Genomic DNA, 18133 nt, shown 5'->3' on the forward strand with positions numbered 1-18133 from the left:
ATTTCTCTGGCTGTGATCGGCGGCAAACTCTGCTTTGCGAATTGGCGTCAGGATAGTCTTGAGTGACACGTAAAGCTAAAAAACCACTTTTCATGTGTGGTATGGCGAAAAGTTAAAAGGTGGATTACGCTCATAATGTAAGGTTAAGTATATTATTATTCAGGTTATATTTTGACACGTTTATAAACTTGCATGGAGATATTATAAAAACCGATACTCCCCGGCTCTGAAATAACCAGTGTGCCTTTTAAATTTAAAAATAAATTAATTAGGCTGCGTGCTGTTTTATTCGTTTAATGAGTTGGTAATGACTCCAACTTATTGATAGTGTTTTATGTTCAGATAATGCCCGATGACTTTGTCATGCAGCTCCACCGATTTTGAGAACGACAGCGACTTCCGTCCCAGCCGTGCCAGGTGCTGCCTCAGATTCAGGTTATGCCGCTCAATTCGCTGCGTATATCGCTTGCTGATTACGTGCAGCTTTCCCTTCAGGCGGGATTCATACAGCGGCCAGCCATCCGTCATCCATATCACCACGTCAAAGGGTGACAGCAGGCTCATAAGACGCCCCAGCGTCGCCATAGTGCGTTCACCGAATACGTGCGCAACAACCGTCTTCCGGAGCCTGTCATACGCGTAAAACAGCCAGCGCTGGCGCGATTTAGCCCCGACGTATCCCCACTGTTCGTCCATTTCCGCGCAGACGATGACGTCACTGCCCGGCTGTATGCGCGAGGTTACCGACTGCGGCCTGAGTTTTTTAAATGGCGGAAAATCGTGTTGAGGCCAACGCCCATAATGCGGGCGGTTGCCCGGCATCCAACGCCATTCATGGCCATATCAATGATTTTCTGGTGCGTACCGGGTTGAGAAGCGGTGTAAGTGAACTGCAGTTGCCATGTTTTACGGCAGTGAGAGCAGAGATAGCGCTGATGTCCGGCAGTGCTTTTGCCGTTACGCACCACCCCGTCAGTAGCTGAACAGGAGGGACAGCTGATAGAAACAGAAGCCACTGGAGCACCTCAAAAACACCATCATACACTAAATCAGTAAGTTGGCAGCATCACCTAATGAGTTGACGTTGTTTAAGTGAGGAAAATATGTTTCTCAACTATTTTGCGTTGGGCGTATTGATTTTTGTATTTCTGGTGCTTTTTTACGGGATTATCGCTATTCATGATATCCCTTATAATATGGCTAAAAAACGTAATCATCCCCATGCTGATGCGATTCATACGGCAGGCTGGATTAGCCTGTTCACCCTCCATGCCATCTGGCCGTTTCTGTGGATTTGGGCCACGCTCTACCGTGAAGATCGCGGTTGGGGCATGCAGAACCACATTACAAAGCCAGATGAGGTTCCGGGCATGGATGCGCTGTCCAAACGCGTGGCCGAATTAGAACAAAAGCTGGCGGCGGTACAGCCCACTGCTGATCAGAACACGCTGGAGCGCTAATCATGGATCTGTTGATTATTTTGACCTATGTGGCATTTGCCTGGGCGATCTTTAAAATATTCCGCATTCCGGTAAATCAGTGGACGCTCGCCACCGCAACGTTGGGTGGGGTATTTATTGTTGCCGGACTGATTCTGTTAATGAACTATAACCATCCGTATACCTTTACGGCGCAAAAAGCGGTTATTTCCATTCCGATTACACCGCAGGTGACGGGCGTGGTCACCGAAGTGACTGATAAAAACAACCAGCTCATTAAAAAAGGCGAAGTATTATTTAAACTTGATCCGGGCCGCTACCAGGCGCGGGTCGACAGACTCAAGGCCGATCTGGTCACCGCAACCCACAATATCGATAGCCTGAAAGCGCAGCTTGCAGAAGCCGTCGCTAATACCACGCGCGTCTCGGCAGAGCGTGACCGCCTGTATAAAGATTATCAGCGTTACCTGAAAGGCAGCCGGGCGAAGGTGAACCCGTTTTCTGAAAGCGATATCGACAACGCGCGGCAGAACTATCTGGCGCAGGATGCGCTGGTGAAAGGTTCTGTGGCTGAACAGACGCAGATTCAAAGTCAGTTAGACAGCATGGTGAACGGTGAACAGTCGCAGATTGCTTCATTACGCGCCCAGCTTGCCGAAGCGAAATACAATCTCGATCAGACCGTGGTGCGCGCGCCGAGCAACGGCTATATCACCCAGGTGCTGATCCGTCCGGGGACCTATGCCGCCGCGTTACCTCTGCGTCCGGTCATGGTCTTTATTCCGGAACAGAAACGTCAGATTGTGGCGCAGTTCCGCCAGAACTCGCTGCTGCGTCTTAAGCCGGGTGATGAAGCGGAAGTGGTGTTTAATGCGCTGCCGGGCCAGGTATTTACCGGGAAACTCACCAGCGTCCTGCCGGTGGTGCCGGGAGGGTCGTACCAGGCGCAGGGGGCGTTGCAGGCATTGACCGTCACACCGGGCACGGATGGCGTACAGGCGCTGATTGAACTGGAGCCTAACGCCGACGTCGATGCGCTACCAGACGGTATCTATGCCCAGGTGGCGGTCTATTCAGACCATTTCGCCCACGTCTCGGTAATGCGTAAAGTGTTGCTGCGCATGACCAGCTGGATGCACTACCTCTACCTCGATCATTAATCCCGCCAGGGCAGGAATGCGACATCCATACCTGCCCTTTTTTCATCCCGTGATCCATACTGACCTTTTTCCGGCATCAAGGATCAGGCAATGAAACTCATCGGTAGCTACACCAGTCCCTTCGTGCGAAAAATCTCGATTCTCCTGCTGGAGAAAGGGATGACATTCGAATTCGTCAATGAACAGCCCTACAACGCTGAAAACGGCGTCGCGCAGTACAACCCGCTAGGAAAAGTTCCGGCGCTGGTGACGGACGAGGGTGAATACTGGTTCGACTCCCCGATTATTGCGGAGTATATCGAGCTGTTGGGCGTGGCCCCGGCCATGCTGCCGGCTAACCAAAAAGCGGCGCTGGCGGTGAAGCAGATTGAAGCCCTGGCCGACGGCATTATGGATGCGGCGCTGACTTCCGTGCGTGAGCAGGCAAGGCCTGCCGCACAGCAGTCAGAAAACGAACTGCTGCGCCAGCGGGAAAAAATCAACCGCAGTCTGGATATGTGCGAACAGCTCATCCGGGAGGGAAAAATTCACACCGACAGCCTGAACCTGGCCACCATCGCCATTGCCTGCGCCATCGGGTATCTCAATTTCCGCCGCGTGTCCCCCGGCTGGTGCGTTGACCGACCGTTGCTGGTGAAGCTGGCTGAAACGCTCTTTAGCCGCGAGAGCTTTGCCCGTACCGAACCGCCAAAGGCTTGACGCGGGTTATAACACTTCGCTGCAGGAGGCGGTACAATCTCTCCACATGTTAACTCCCTCTCCCGTCGGGAGGGGGGAAGATATTTACTCGCCAGGCGCTTTCATGACTACTCATCATTCGCTCTACAGCCAGATCCCCGCTACCGATCGTCTTCTTCGCGAACCTCGCATTCATGCTGTTGTGGAGCGTTTCGGCCATACCGCGACGGTTGAGATGTTACGCCTGCTTCAGGACGAAGCCCGATGCGCCATTCAGGCAGAAAATAGCTTGCCCGGCTGGTGTAGCGCGTGGGAGCTGGAAGTGGAACATCGGCTGGACAAGAACGCGCAAAGCGCATTACGCCCGGTGATCAACCTTACCGGTACCGTGCTGCACACCAACCTGGGCCGCGCGCAGCAGGCGGAAGAGGCCGTGGCTGCGGTCGGGCAGGCCATGCGAACGTCGGTGACGCTGGAGTACGATCTGGACGGCGCAGGACGCGGGCATCGCGATCGTGCCCTGGCGGATCTGCTGTGCCAGCTGACCGGTGCAGAAGATGCCTGCATTGTGAATAACAACGCCGCAGCGGTGCTGCTAATGCTGGCGGCCACCGCCAGTGGCAAAGAGGTGGTGGTATCCCGCGGCGAGCTGGTGGAAATTGGCGGGGCGTTTCGCATCCCGGACGTGATGCGCCAGGCGGGCTGCACGCTGCATGAGGTCGGTACCACCAACCGTACCCATGCGAAAGATTATCGCGCAGCGGTGAATGAAAACACCGCCCTGCTGATGAAGGTTCACACCAGCAATTATCAGATTGAAGGCTTCACCAAAACGGTTGATGAGGCCGAGCTGGCGGAGATTGGGCGCGAACTGAATATCCCGGTGATTGCCGATCTCGGCAGCGGTTCGCTGGTGGACCTGAGCCAGTACGGCTTGCCAAAAGAACCGATGCCGCAAGAGATGATTGCGGCGGGCGTCAGCCTGGTGAGTTTTTCCGGCGACAAACTGCTGGGCGGGCCGCAGGCCGGAATTATCGTCGGCAAACGCGAGCTGATTGCCCGGCTGCAGCAGCATCCGCTCAAGCGCGCCCTGCGAGCCGATAAAATGACCCTTGCCGCGCTGGATGCGACGCTGCGGCTCTATCTCCATCCGGAGAAACTGGCCGACCGCCTGCCTGTGCTGCGTCTCTTAACCCGTGATGCCGCCTCGATTCGTGCGCAGGCCGAGTTATTGCTGCCGCGCATCGCCCCGCACTACCCTGATTTTGACGTTCGGATTGAGCCCTGCCAGTCGCAGATTGGCAGCGGTTCGCTGCCGGTGGACAGGCTGCCGAGCGAAGCGCTCACGTTTACCCCGCGTGACGGGCGCGGCAGCCACCTGGAGGCCCTGTCGTTACGCTGGCGCGCCATGCCTGTGCCGGTTATCGGGCGGATTTACGATGGACGAATGTGGCTGGATCTGCGCTGCCTTGATGATGAAGAGCGATTTCTGGAGATGTTGTTGAAATGATTATTGCCACCGCCGGTCATGTCGACCACGGAAAAACGACGTTGCTGCAGGCGATTACTGGCATAAACGCCGATCGTCTGCCGGAAGAGAAAAAGCGCGGCATGACCATCGACCTGGGCTATGCCTACTGGCCCCAGCCAGACGGCCGCGTGCTGGGTTTTATTGATGTACCAGGGCACGAGAAGTTTCTGTCTAACATGCTGGCGGGGGTGGGGGGTATCGATCATGCCCTGCTGGTCGTGGCCTGCGATGACGGCGTGATGGCGCAAACCCGCGAGCATCTGGCAATCCTCCAGCTGACCGGCAACCCGCAGCTGACCGTAGCGCTGACGAAAGCTGACCGCGTGGATGACGCGCGCGTCGGCGAGGTGCGCGAAGGGGTGCAGGCCACCTTACGGGAGTATGGTTTTGCCGATGCGCCGATTTTTGTCACCGTGGCCACCGAAGGCCGCGGCATCGACGAACTTCGTCACCATTTGCAGCAACTGACGTCACGTGACCACGCAAGTCATCATCGCTTCCGTCTGGCGATTGATCGGGCATTTACCGTAAAAGGGGCGGGCCTGGTGGTCACCGGTACCGCGTTGAGCGGTGAAGTGAAGGTGGGCGATAGCCTGTGGCTGACGGGCGTTAACAAACCGATGCGCGTGCGCGGCTTACATGCACAGAACCAGCCCGCAGAGCAGGCGCATGCCGGGCAGCGGATCGCGCTGAATATTGCCGGAGATGCGGAAAAAGAGCAGCTTAACCGCGGCGACTGGCTGCTGGCCGATGCTCCGCCAGAGCCGTCTGAACGCGTGATTGTCTCTCTGCAGACGAATGTGCCGCTGACTCAGTGGCAGCCGCTGCATATTCACCACGCGGCCAGCCATATCACCGGACGCGTGTCGCTGCTGGAAAACGATCTTGCTGAACTGGTTTTCGATTCACCGCTCTGGCTTGCAGACAACGACCGTCTGGTTCTGCGGGATATCTCCGCGCGGGAAACGCTGGCCGGGGCACGGGTGGTGGCGCTTAACTCGCCGCGACGCGGCAAGCGTAAACCGGAATATCTGCAATGGCTGGCCGCGCTGGCACAGGCCCCTGATGATAACGCCGCGCTGCGGGTGCATCTCGATCGCGGTGCAGTGAACCTGGGTGATTTTGCCTGGGCACGCCAGCTGAGCAGGGAAGGATTAGACCCGCTGACCCGGCAGCCGGGCTTTATTCAGGCCGGTAATAGCCTGTTGAATGCCCCGGTTGCCGCACGCTGGCAGCGTAAAATACTCACCACTCTCGCGACGTATCATGAACAGCATCAGGATGAGCCTGGTCCGGGGCGTGAGCGTCTGCGCCGCATGGCGCTGCCGATGGAAGACGATGCGCTGGTGCTGCTGCTGATTGAAAACATGCGCGAAAGCGGGGTGATTAAAAGCCACCACGGCTGGCTGCACCTGCCGGATCACAAAGCCGGATTCACCGCAGAGCAGGAGGTTATCTGGCAGAAAGTGGCTTCGCTGTTTGGTGATGAGCCGTGGTGGGTTCGCGATCTGGCGCGCGAAACGAACACCGACGAGCAGGCGATGCGTCAGGTATTACGCCACGCGGCGCAGCAGGGGCTGATAGTTGCGATCGTGAAAGATCGTTATTACCGTAACGATCGCATTGTGGCGTTTGCTAACCTGATCCGCGAGCTGGATCAGGCGCGCGGCTCCACCTGTGCAGCCGATTTTCGCGATCGGCTGAACGTAGGGCGCAAGCTGGCGATTCAGATCCTGGAATATTTCAATCGTATTGGGTTTACGCGTCGCCGCGGTAACGACCATGTTCTGCGAGATTCGTTATTATTTCCTGAAACTCCGTGACCCCCGTCGTAAACACCGTTACCGGTTGGCGAGAAAATCGCCAGCCGGGACTACCCTTGTTGTACACCAACAGCAAGGAGACGGTCATGACAAACAATCCTCCCTCTTCGCGTATCCAGCCTGGCGAGTATGGTTTTCCCCTCAAGCTAAAGCCTCGTTATGACAACTTTATTGGCGGCGACTGGGTGGCCCCCGTCGACGGCGAATACTATTCCAACCTGACCCCCGTTACCGGCCAGCCGCTGTGTGAAATAGCCAGCTCCGGCAAGCGCGATATCGATCTGGCGCTGGATGCGGCGCACAACGCGAAAGACAAATGGGGGCATACCTCCGTTCAGGATCGGGCAGCCATTCTGTTCAAAATCGCTGACCGGATGGAGCAGAATCTGGAACTGCTGGCGACGGCAGAAACCTGGGATAACGGCAAGCCGATCCGGGAAACGATGGCGGCAGACGTGCCGCTGGCCATTGACCACTTCCGCTATTTTGCCTCCTGTATTCGCGCTCAGGAGGGCGGAATCAGCGAGGTCGACAGCGACACCGTGGCGTATCACTTCCACGAACCGCTGGGCGTGGTAGGGCAAATTATTCCGTGGAACTTCCCGCTGCTGATGGCGAGCTGGAAAATGGCGCCCGCGCTGGCAGCAGGCAACTGCATTGTGCTCAAACCGGCGCGTCTGACCCCGCTTTCGGTTCTGCTGCTGATGGAAATCGTTGGCGATCTCCTGCCGCCGGGCGTGATTAACGTGGTGAACGGTGCGGGTGGCGAGATAGGGGAGTATCTGGCTACGTCTAAACGTATCGCCAAAGTGGCATTTACCGGGTCGACGGAAGTGGGCCAGCAGATCATGCAGTACGCCACCCAGAACATCATTCCGGTGACGCTTGAGCTCGGGGGAAAATCCCCGAACATCTTCTTTGCAGACGTGATGGAAGAAGAGGATGCCTTCTTTGATAAAGCCCTGGAAGGGTTTGCGCTGTTTGCGTTTAACCAGGGTGAAGTCTGTACCTGCCCGAGTCGCGCGCTGGTGCAGGAGTCTATCTATGAACGCTTCATGGAGCGCGCCATTCGCCGCGTCGAATCTATCCGCAGCGGGAACCCGCTTGATAACGTTACGCAGATGGGGGCGCAGGTCTCACATGGACAGCTGGAGACCATCCTCAACTACATTGATATCGGCAAGAAAGAGGGCGCAGATATCCTGACCGGCGGACGCCGTAAGGTACTTGGTGGCGATCTGCAGGACGGGTATTACCTTGAGCCGACGATCCTGTTTGGCAAGAACAACATGCGCGTCTTCCAGGAGGAGATTTTCGGACCGGTGCTGGCGGTGACCACCTTCAAAACGATGGAGGAGGCACTGGAGATTGCCAACGACACGCCGTATGGCCTGGGGGCGGGCGTCTGGAGCCGCAACGGAAATCTGGCCTATAAAATGGGCCGGGGCATTCAGGCCGGGCGCGTCTGGACCAACTGCTATCACGCCTATCCGGCACACGCCGCATTTGGGGGTTATAAGCAATCCGGCATCGGGCGTGAAACCCACAAGATGATGCTGGAGCATTACCAGCAGACGAAATGTTTGCTGGTCAGCTACTCCGATAAACCGCTGGGCCTGTTCTAGTCGCCCTGCTCAGGCCGTCCCTGGGCGGCCTGAGCAATTTGCTGGCGCAGGCAATTGAGGACGCCATCAAGGACGTACTGCACACGCCAGGGCTGGTATTCACGTTTGCGGAATATTGCGGTCAGATCGAGCCACCACTCTTCCTGATGCGTGAAGCAGGGAACCAGCATGCCTTGCGCTAATTCTTTTTTCAGGCTCTCTTTAGGTGCGAATACGATGCCAAGGTTATTTCTTGCCAGCTCCAGCGCCGTCTGCGTGTTGTCGCAAATATAATTTCCGGTCACCCTGTAATCTTGCACGTTATCACTACCATGGGTACGAAAACGCCAGATATTTGCATCGTCGACCAGCATGGAATCGATCAGAATACATGAGTGATTAATTAAATCGTCAGGTCCGGCTAATGGATGGTTATTTAAATATTCCTGAGTGGCGAATGCCGTAACGGAATATTTTGTTAATACGCTGGCGACCAGACTTCCATCTTTTGGTTGTGCATAGGTAATTAAAATATCGCAGTCATCCGGGAAGGAAACGCCTTCTGAAAATTCATTGCGGTCCAGGTTGTACGTTTTCAGGGAGATACGAATGTCGCCGATGTCTTTTATCTGATGGATGACATGGCGCGCGAGGTAGGTGACAATTCCCGTGGGCGCGTAAAGGGTCACTTTGCCCCGCTTTTCATGCTTATAATCGGCAATGAAATTCACGAGCTGATCGTTTTTGTCCAGCGAAGCGTCAATATAGGGAAGTAACGCTTCACCAAACTGAGTAAGCGCAAGCTGACGGGTCGTGCGCTCAAAAACCTTTAGTCCAACCCGCGCTTCAAAATCAGAGAGATATTTACTGACGTTAGCCTGCGCCATACCCAACAGGGCAGCAGCATCACCAATGCTGTGAGTGGCGGCGATGACGGAGATTATTTTTAATTCGCGTGGTTTTAGTTGTAATTTACTCATCATGCGCACCCATCTATATCATTATATATATAATATTATATAAACCGCAGCGTTGCATTGGCAAATTTGTAACCATTATTATTCGCCCCGCTTGTTTGGCGTTTAAATGGATTACTTTGATGACTATTAAATACAATTTACTTATCGCTGCCACGTTATTTGCAGCCACATCTGCGATGGCCGGTGACTTTTCAATAGGGGCGGGGGCTGTATTTAATGAGTCGCCTTATAAGGGATATAACGAAAATACCACTGCGGTGCCGTTAATCAGTTACGAAAGCGATCGTTTTTATGTGCGCCAGACCACGGGCGGCTGGATCCTGTGGAAAGACGCAAAAAATGAACTCAGCCTGACCGCATCGTGGATGCCGCTGCATTTTGATCCCGATGACAATGACGACCATCAGATGAAACAGCTTGATGAGCGTAAGGCGTCCGCTTTCCTCGGTGGCGCGTACTATCACCATGAAAGCTGGGGTTCTTTGAAAGTGGCGGTCTCTGGCGATGCCACGGATGAAAGCGGCGGCATGATTGGAGAAGTCTCCTACTTTCGACCCATCAGGATGGAACGCCTGACCCTGACGCCATCTGTGGGTGTTTTTTATACCGACGAAAGCTATAACGACTACTACTACGGCGTATCCGGCAACGAGTCTCGCCGCTCAGGTCTGAAGCAATACACCGCCGGTGACAGCTGGACGCCATACGTTGGCCTGGCGGCTAAATATCAGTTAACCCAGAAGCTGTACCTTAACGCCAGCGCGGTCTACACCGTGTTGCCTGACGACGTGAAGAACAGCCCGATGATCGACCGCGACGACAGCTTCGTGCTGATGACCGGGCTGACCTGGCGCTTCTGATACGTTAAAGCCGGTTTACTCCCTCTCCCCGTGGGTGTGTACAGTCCGGGGGGAGGGCAACGGACCGCAAATATTCAGCCTTCATCCACCCATATCCGCATCTCCCCTTCTCCCCGGTTTGCCCAACTGAACCAGGGAATAAAGGTCAGCGTCTGGGGCTCACGCTGTACCGGCGAGCGATCGTACTGCCACAGCGCATCCGTATCCTTCGCGTGATAACCGCTCCCCTCCGCCTGTATCAACATTTTGTGCGCGAAAATGCCTTTGCCTTCAAATACCCGGAACGCACTGTTTTCAGGCAAAGAGAGGTTATGCAGATTTGCGCCGTTATCAGCTTCTTCCAGACAGTAAACCAGGGGCCCGCGCTGAAGCGCGACTTTACCTGCCTGTTGGCGCACCTGCGGGTTACCGTACACGCGGCGAACCGGCATAGGGAGTGTCAGAGTCAGCGTGTCGCCCTCATGCCAGCAACGGTTGAGGTAAAGATATCCACGAACGACCTCACCGGTGACGCGTTCACCATTCAGCGAAACAGCCGGTTCTGCGCACCAGTCCGGCAGCCGCAGGGCCAGCGTGTGAGTCACCGGAACAGGCGAGGTTATTTCGATGGTCACCTGATCCTGCCACGGATAGTTACCGCTAATACGTAGCTGGAGTGTGTTTTCATCAATCTTTATGGCGACATCGTTCCCCACATACAGGTTGATCAACAGGGCATCCGGGCGAACGGTATAAATGTAATGTCCCAGTGAGGTCAGCACGCGGGCGATATTCGGCGGACAGCAGGCGCAGCCGAACCATCGCTGGCGGACGGGCTTCACGTGATCGTAGATATGGTTGAACGCCAGCGTTTTCGGATGTACCTCCAGCGGGTTCACATAGAAGAAGTGTTTTCCGTCCAGCGCCATGCCGCCGAGTACCGTGTTGTATAACGCGCGCTCCATCACGTCGGCGTAGTGGCTGTCTGCCTCCATCTCGAGCATCCGGCGGGCAAACATCATCAGGCCAATGGAGGCGCAGCTTTCCGCGTACACCGTATCGTTGGGCAGATCGTAATCGCTGCTGAACGCCTCGCCGCTACTTTGCGAGCCAATCCCGCCGGTAATGTACAGCTGGCGCTGCGCCATGTTATTCCACAGCCGCAGGCAGTCCTGGCGTTTACCTTCGTCGCCGCTCAGGCGCGCCAGATGCGCCATGCCCGCCATCAGGTAGACAAAGCGTACCGCATGGCCGATGGCCGTTTGTTGTTCAGCAAGAGGTTGATGTGCCTGGCTGTAGGCTTTGTCCTTGACCATCCACGCAGGTCCATAGGTATTCCAGTATGACGTTTTGCCACGCTTCTCGTACTCGATATCGTAGAAGTGAGGCTGGGCGCCGCGTTCCTCAATAAAGTATTTCACCAGATTGAGGTAGCGTGGTTCCTCCGTGACGTCGTACAGCCGCATCAGCGCCAGCTCGATTTCCGGGTGGCCAGGATAACCGTGCAGCTGCGTTTCGCCAGGGCCAAACACGCTGTCGATATGGTCTGCCAGCCTGCACACCACATCCAGCAGGTTGCGTTTACCGGTTCCCTGAAACCAGGCCACGCCAGCCTCAATCATATGCCCGGCGCAGTACAGCTCGTGGCATTCGGCCAGATTGGTCCAGCGCGCCTCGGGGGCCTTAACCGTAAAGTACGTATTGAGATAGCCATCTTCACACTGTGCTGCGGCAATCAGTTCAATGACCTCGTCGGCGGTTTTTTCCAGTTCAGCATCCGGTTTCTGGCATAGCGACCACGCCACGGCCTCCAGCCATTTCGCCACGTCGCTGTCCTGAAACACCATCCCGTAGAATTCACCCTCTTCCAGACCCGCGGCAATGCGGAAGTTGGTGATGGCGTGGCTGGGTTCAGCCTCTGCCACGCGATCGTTCAGCGCATCCCACTGGTAGGGGATCACCACATCACGGACCAGTCGTTGATACTGCCCGAGAAACGGGTCATTGATTTTCAGTTGGTGCAGATCGGGTTCCATTACGGACATCGTATTCTCCTCAGGAAGGGACATGACGCTGGCGCAGATCGGTGGCAATGCGCGACATCAGTGGATTGTTAAGCCTGCACCAGCGGATAGTGACCGCCAGCAGCAGATGGAAAAGGGCAGGCAGCAGTGTCTCCATGGCGGTGATGCCCTGTAACGAGGCTGGCGTCTGGTTACCCATGCCCGGCTGATAGGCTACGGTGATAAACACCAGGCTGATGATCCCGGCGCTGGATGCCCATGCGAGCTTGATGAAAAACAGGTTGAAGGCGAAGTTCATGCCCGATGAGCGCACGCCGTTTTTCCATTCACCGTAGTCATCGGCAAAAGCCATCAGCGAGAAGTGTAGTGGCAGGGTAAAACCGAGGATCACGCCGTTGCTTAAAATAATCACCAGCCAGAGCGTCTGGTGCGCCGGGCCTCCCGGCAGAAACCACATGCCCACCGCAAGCGCAGCGAGCACCAGGTTGGTGTAGTAGTAGAGTTTGACGGTATCAATACGGCGCGACAGCGGATTGACGATCACCGCGCCCAGAATGGCCGCAAAAGTCACCATCGTGAAAAATAGCGAGGTATAGGCCGTGCTGCCCTGCAGGACGTAGGTGATGAAGTACATGTATCCGCCGCCGCGAATGTTGAAAACGTTGATCAGCAGAAACGACATCACCAGCATCAGGAGCAATTGATCGTTTTTACGCAGGCCCGCAAGGTGCTCGCGTAAGGTGAATTTACCCATCAGCGCCAGCGGAACGCGCTCGCGAACCCAGAAGAAGCAGCAGAGAAACATCACCACGGCGACAGCACACAGGACGCCGACGCCAAGCTGATAACCCTTTGCGGCATCGCCCTGACCGAGCTCCGCGACCAGCCATGGCAAACCCACAGAGACCAGAAATCCCGCCACGCCGCACAGCACAAAGCGCCATGACTGGCAGGCGATCACCTCGTTGTGTCGGGTAGTCATGGTGTTAATCAGCGCGCAGTAGGGCACGTTAATGGCGGTATAACCAACGGACAACAGCAAATAGGTACCAAACGCCCAGGCGATTTTCACCCCCATGCTGGCTTCCGGTACGGTGAACGTCAGCACGCCAATCACCCCGATGGGGAGCGCCACCCATAGCTGCCAGGGACGAAAACGTCCCCAGCGGCTCTGCGTGCGGTCAGCAATCACGCCCATCACCGGATCGGAGATGGCATCAAACACACGAAGAGCAATAAATAGCGTGCCCACGAGCGCGGGAGTGAGGCCAAAGACATCGGTATAGAAAAAGGTCAGGAAATTCATGATCAGGCAGGTAATTACCGTCCCGCCCGCATCACCCAGGCCATAGCCAATTTTTTCGCGGACGGACAGCCGGTCATCTGCCGCCCCTTGTGTCACGTCTGATTCAGTAATCGGTGTGGAAGTCATGAAGTAACTCCTCGATGAACGAATTTATTATCGTATTTATGCAAGGTACCCATTTATTCTGCATTGAACGGCAAGGCCAACAAGGGAAGGGAAAAGTATAAAAAGGTGACGATTCCGACCTGATAAAGAAAATGTGATTTCGATCGGACAGTTATTCAGATATTAGTTAATAATCAATGCGTAAATTGAATATTGATGGCAATAAAAGCGGAATGGTGAATATCCATGCTCGAATTATCCATAGCGCTTCCGATTAAGGTCCAAAATGGCGGCCTATTTATTTCCCGGGGCGTGGGTCGCCATCCTGCGCGGAAATTAACATCGTGGGAGATTATTTTTGTCGAAAAAGGGACATTAACGATCCAGGAAGAAAATACGGTGTTTGAGGTGCGTGCGGGGGAGACGTTACTGCTTTGGCCTGACAGGCGACACGTGGGTGTGGGCGAATTCCCGATCGATCTTAAATTTTATTGGCTGCATTTTGAGATTGAACATTACCCCTCTTCACAACCCAATCTGGCGATAGAACAGCATTGTCGCGTGAGGGACGCCCAGTCTGTCATTTCTCTTTTCCGCCAGTTCTTAAGCGAGCAGGAGAAATTACAGCGAACCATGGCGCTTGAAATCATTTTACTGCTGATCTTACAGCAAATTTCCCGTCCTTCCGGATATGAAGACAGCGCCAATGAAGCCGGTGCGGCCATGGCGTGGAAGGCGAAACAGCTTATTCGCACACAGTTTCATTTACCGCTTTCAACGTCGCTACTGGCAAAAGAGCTGCACTGCAATGCGGATTATCTTGGGCGAGTATTTCGCCGGACATTTCATTTAACCCTGACGGAGGCCATTCATCGCCAGCGTGTCCGGGCGGCAGAAAAATTACTGCTCAACGAGGCCGCATCATTAACCGAAGTAGCGACACGCTGCGGTTTTAATGATGTGGGCTATTTTCGACAGATTTTTTCTAAGCACACCGGTCTAACGCCCGCCGTCTGGAAACGGCGGTACTGTAAAGAGCATATTAATTCTGGTTGACCTGCCTCGGGGTCGCCAGATTATGCCCGCTGTGCAGCATCATCTGGCGTAACGCGTCACTGACCGTCTTCGAGCCAGGCTTTTTCGATTTCTTCGGCGAGAATTTTGACGCCCGCTTCAATTTTTTCCGGATCGGGCACGTAGTTCATACGCATGCACTGGTGCGTGTGCGGCCACGGCTTATCCAGACCCGGGAAGAAGTAATCACCCGGCACCATCAACACACCGCGTTTTTTCAGACGCTGGTAGAGCAGTTCGGTGGTGATCGGCAGGTCCTTAAACCACAGCCAGAGGAAAATCGCCCCCTCAGGTTTGTGGATCAGGCAGCGCTCTTCCGGCAGGTAGCGGCGAATCGTCGCGATGGTTTCCTGAACGCGCTGATAATAAAACGGCTTGATAACCTCGTTAGACAGACGCAGCAGGTCGTTGCGCTTAATCATTTCACACATCATTGCCGGACCGATGCCGCCCGGTGAAAGGCTGATAATGCCGTTCATATTGGTAATGGCGGTGATGATTTTCTCGTTGGCGATGATAATGCCGCAACGGCTACCCGGCAGGCCCAGCTTAGAGAGGCTCATGCACAGAACGATATTCGGGTTCCACAGCGGACGCGCTTCGCTGAAGATAATGCCCGGGAACGGCACGCCGTAGGCGTTATCGATCACCAGCGGAATGCCGTGCTGATTTGCCAGCGCATCCAGCTTCATCAGCTCGTCGTCGGTAATGACGTTGCCCGTCGGGTTAGTCGGACGGGAGACGCAGATCATGCCCGTCTCTTCACCGATATGCAGATGTTCAAAATCGACGTGATATTTGAACTGGCCTTCCGGCAGCAGCTCAATGTTAGGGCGTGCGGAGACGAACAGATCCTCTTCCAGACCGGAATCGGCATAGCCGATATATTCCGGGGCCAGCGGGAACAGCACTTTTTTGGTCGTGCCGTCGGCGCGACGTCCTGCGAACAGGTTAAACAAGTAGAAAAACGCGCTCTGGCTGCCGTTTGTTAGTGCAATATTCTGTGGTTCGATATCCCAGCCCAGCTCGTCACGCAGCATTCCAGCGAGGAGCGCCAGCAGTTCAGTTTTGCCCTGAGGACCGTCGTAATTGCAGAGCGCATCGGTCGCTTTGCCGTTTTCCAGCATCTGAGCGAGCAGCGTCTGGAAATAGGTATTCATCTCCGGAATTTGAGCCGGGTTTCCGCCGCCGAGCATGATTGCGCCCGGTGTGCGCAGCCCGTCGTTGAGGTCCTCCATCAGGCGAGTAATGCCTGAATGGCGGGTGAATTTGTCGCCGAAAAGTGAAAACGTCATAGCAGGTGATCTGTCGAGCTTATTTTGAAAGTGGGTAACCATAACGCTAGCACCGTGTTGGTGCAAATCGGGTGGTGTGGTCGGATTTGTTGTTTTGTGTGGCGGGTAAGGATTTATTCAGTGAATTGTTCTGGCGGTTTTTTCTCCCCTCACCCCGGCCCTCTCCCCTGTGGAGAGAGGGTTAGGGTGAGGGGGGGATTATTGATTACCAGCCCATACCACCATGACTTTATCGCCCTTGTGCTCGCGCACAAAGCCATACCCTTCTTTCAGCGACAGCGTGGTTTGCTTGCCTTCGCCGATCGCCGGGTGACGGGCGCGGAACTGACCCAGCATTTGCCAGTGGGCGACGGTTGACGCCTGCGTGCCCGTGACATCCTGCCAGTTCATATCCGAACGGGTGCCCTGAAGCGGGTCGGAGCCCGTCGGGCCGAACGGACGTTCGGATTCATCCCCGTAATAGATTTGTACGCTGCCCGGTGCCAGCAGGAGCAGCTCAGCCGCGCGCTGACCACCTTCGCGGAACAGGCGTGTGTCATGGGAGGAGAGGTAGCTCAGAACGTTGAAGCTTTGCAGCTTTTCTGCCATCTGCTGCCACGTCAGGTCAATATCGGCCAGGCAGTTCACCGCCTTTGCCGCCTGCTCCTGATAATCAAAGTTGATCATCGCATCGAAACCGTGGCGGTAATAATCACTCTGCATCACCCCGTGACCCCAGGATTCCCCGGTCATCCAGAACGGTGCGTTGTCGAGCTTTTTGTCCGGGTTCGCCCCTTTCCAGGCCGCCAGTGCCTGACTTGTCTGATCTTTTAGCTGCTGCCAGGCCGCAAGCTCGACGTGCTTCGCGGTATCGACCCGAAAACCGTCGATGCCGTAGTCTCGTACCCACTGGCTGAGCCAGTGAGTCAGATAGTCGCGCGGGGTATACCCCGGGATGGCCTTCGCGTGGGTATCGGATTTGTGTTGATAGAAATTGGGTAACCCGGAAGGGACGGTGGATTCCGTTTTCAGGTCGGGCAGGAACGCCAGCGACATCGTCAAATCATCAAAGCCAGGGTTGTCGTAATCACCGATGTCGGTACGGATCCATTTCTTGCCCCACCATTTTTCCCATGCGGCTTTGTCGCTGAAGTTAATGTAGTCATTGAAGCTGTGCCAGGTTTGGCCTGCACCTGGCTTCCAGTCGGTCCAGTGTTCACCCAGCGTTTTTTTCAGCTCATCACCCTGTAAATACAGCGCGCCAAACTGATACGCCTGCATGTCTGCTAGCGTCGCGTAGCCCGTGTGGTTCATGACGATATCGAACAGGATGCGGATACCACGCTTGTGTGCTTCATCGACAAGATGGCGCAAATCTTCTTCGGTACCCATGTTGGCATCAAGCTTTGTCCAGTCCTGGGTGTAATAGCCATGATACGCATAGTGAGGGAAATCCCCTTTGGTCCCCCCGCCTACCCAGCCGTGGATCTGCTCAAGCGGAGAGCTTATCCAGAGCGCATTCACCCCCAGTTGCTGTAAATAATCGAGCTTGCTGGCAAGTCCCTTGAGGTCGCCACCGTGGAAGGTGCCAATCTCCTGCATGCCGTCTTTATGGCGGCCATAGCTGTTGTCGTTGCTCGGGTCACCGTTCACATAGCGGTCGGTCAGGACAAAATAGACGGTGGCGTTCTGCCAGCTAAACGGTGCGGGTTTATCCGTTTCGGCGCGCTCAAGCAGCAGCAGGCCATTACTGCCAGCGGCGGGCTGCAGGGTAATTTTTCCGTTCTGTACCGTCGCGGTCTGTTTGCTGTAGAAATCACGCACTACTGTCCCTTCCGGGAAAGTATCGCTAACGTTCAGCGTCAGCGGTTTACCATCCCACTTCGGACACTGGCGGATAGCGGTTGCCACCGGTTGTTCTGCTGCACTCTGAATTGTCAGCAGTAGCGTGGGCGTGCCGGAGCGAGTATCAATCCGCATCTGATATTCACCGTCGCGGAAAAGGCGCCACTGCGGCGGCGTGCTATCGCAGGGTTTGAGCGACAGCATCTCATTGAGTTTTATCGCCTCTGATGGCTGCCAGCACGTCTTGTCAAAACTCAGCGTAAGAGGACGCGTACCCTTCGCAAGCTTTGCCTGGCTGGTGAAAATCCCGGTGCCTTCGGCGCTAAAACTATTAAACCCCGGTGATGACCAGTCAGCGTGTGCCAGTGTGGGTAGCATCAGAAAAGCCAGAGCGGTGCGTTTCATTCCATTTTCCTGTCGCGGCATTTTTAACCAGTTTGCCATCAGGCGG

General features: G+C 55.3%; 14 protein-coding genes. 8 read left to right on the forward strand and 6 right to left on the reverse strand.

Annotation, left to right across the window (positions count from 1 at the left end; genetic code table 11):
• Nucleotides 1-318: 318 nt before the first annotated feature.
• A protein-coding gene (locus L3068_RS00640) for an IS1-like element IS1B family transposase (RefSeq protein ID WP_095033700.1) occupies nt 319-1016 on the reverse strand; the annotation gives its coding sequence in 2 pieces (ribosomal slippage) (nt 319-767 and nt 767-1016; 699 coding nt in all).
• Nucleotides 1017-1103: 87 nt separating this feature from the next.
• Here L3068_RS00640 and L3068_RS00645 point away from each other — a divergent pair.
• From L3068_RS00645 to aldB, 6 genes are all read left to right on the forward strand, one after another.
• Nucleotides 1104-1460, forward strand: coding sequence for a DUF3302 domain-containing protein (locus L3068_RS00645; protein WP_014882019.1), 357 nt, complete (start codon nt 1104-1106; stop codon nt 1458-1460).
• A gap of 2 nt (nt 1461-1462) precedes the next feature.
• Nucleotides 1463-2599, forward strand: a complete 1137-nt coding sequence (locus tag L3068_RS00650; RefSeq protein ID WP_014882020.1) for an HlyD family secretion protein — start codon at nt 1463-1465, stop codon at nt 2597-2599.
• A 90-nt stretch (nt 2600-2689) separates the two neighbouring features.
• A complete protein-coding gene (locus tag L3068_RS00655) occupies nt 2690-3298 on the forward strand; it encodes a glutathione S-transferase (RefSeq protein ID WP_117581983.1) in 609 nt (202 codons plus the stop codon).
• A 103-nt stretch (nt 3299-3401) separates the two neighbouring features.
• Nucleotides 3402-4787 (forward strand): L-seryl-tRNA(Sec) selenium transferase, encoded by a 1386-nt coding sequence (gene selA / locus L3068_RS00660; RefSeq protein ID WP_117581981.1) that lies wholly within the window; start codon nt 3402-3404, stop codon nt 4785-4787.
• The gene (selB, locus tag L3068_RS00665; RefSeq protein WP_057057600.1) at nt 4784-6631 is read left to right on the forward strand and encodes a selenocysteine-specific translation elongation factor; all 1848 of its coding nucleotides are present in this window, start codon (nt 4784-4786) and stop codon (nt 6629-6631) included. The genes selA and selB overlap by 4 nt, the downstream gene beginning before the upstream one ends.
• Nucleotides 6632-6717: 86 nt before the next feature.
• On the forward strand, nt 6718-8256 hold the full coding sequence (aldB, locus tag L3068_RS00670) for an aldehyde dehydrogenase AldB (RefSeq protein WP_014882024.1): 1539 nt from the start codon (nt 6718-6720) through the stop codon (nt 8254-8256).
• Here the strand turns inward: aldB and L3068_RS00675 are convergent.
• Nucleotides 8253-9218, reverse strand: a complete 966-nt coding sequence (locus L3068_RS00675) for a LysR family transcriptional regulator (RefSeq protein ID WP_117581979.1) — start codon at nt 9216-9218, stop codon at nt 8253-8255. The genes aldB and L3068_RS00675 overlap by 4 nt on opposite strands.
• Nucleotides 9219-9334: 116 nt before the next feature.
• Here L3068_RS00675 and L3068_RS00680 point away from each other — a divergent pair, with 116 nt between their 5' ends.
• On the forward strand, nt 9335-10075 hold the full coding sequence (locus tag L3068_RS00680; RefSeq protein ID WP_014882026.1) for a MipA/OmpV family protein: 741 nt from the start codon (nt 9335-9337) through the stop codon (nt 10073-10075).
• A 74-nt stretch (nt 10076-10149) separates the two neighbouring features.
• Here the strand turns inward: L3068_RS00680 and L3068_RS00685 are convergent, their stop codons facing one another.
• Both L3068_RS00685 and L3068_RS00690 read right to left on the reverse strand, forming a co-directional pair.
• A complete protein-coding gene (locus L3068_RS00685) occupies nt 10150-12099 on the reverse strand; it encodes a glycoside hydrolase family 127 protein (protein ID WP_117581977.1) in 1950 nt (649 codons plus the stop codon).
• Between the two features lie 10 nt (nt 12100-12109).
• The gene (locus L3068_RS00690; protein WP_045282192.1) at nt 12110-13510 is read right to left on the reverse strand and encodes an MFS transporter; all 1401 of its coding nucleotides are present in this window, start codon (nt 13508-13510) and stop codon (nt 12110-12112) included.
• Nucleotides 13511-13735: 225 nt separating this feature from the next.
• Between L3068_RS00690 and L3068_RS00695 the strand changes: the two genes are divergently transcribed.
• A complete protein-coding gene (locus L3068_RS00695; RefSeq protein WP_045134449.1) occupies nt 13736-14545 on the forward strand; it encodes a helix-turn-helix domain-containing protein in 810 nt (269 codons plus the stop codon).
• A 56-nt stretch (nt 14546-14601) separates the two neighbouring features.
• Here the strand turns inward: L3068_RS00695 and avtA are convergent, their stop codons facing one another.
• Together avtA and L3068_RS00705 are read right to left on the reverse strand one after the other, a co-directional pair.
• Complete coding sequence (gene avtA / locus L3068_RS00700) at nt 14602-15858, reverse strand: valine--pyruvate transaminase (protein WP_023331743.1); 1257 nt, start codon at nt 15856-15858, stop codon at nt 14602-14604.
• Nucleotides 15859-16056: 198 nt separating this feature from the next.
• Nucleotides 16057-18087, reverse strand: a complete 2031-nt coding sequence (locus L3068_RS00705) for an alpha-amylase (RefSeq protein ID WP_117581975.1) — start codon at nt 18085-18087, stop codon at nt 16057-16059.
• Nucleotides 18088-18133 lie beyond the last annotated feature (46 nt).

This window comes from Enterobacter cloacae complex sp. ECL414 (assembly GCF_021869685.1).
In the GTDB taxonomy this organism is placed as follows: domain Bacteria; phylum Pseudomonadota; class Gammaproteobacteria; order Enterobacterales; family Enterobacteriaceae; genus Enterobacter; species Enterobacter kobei.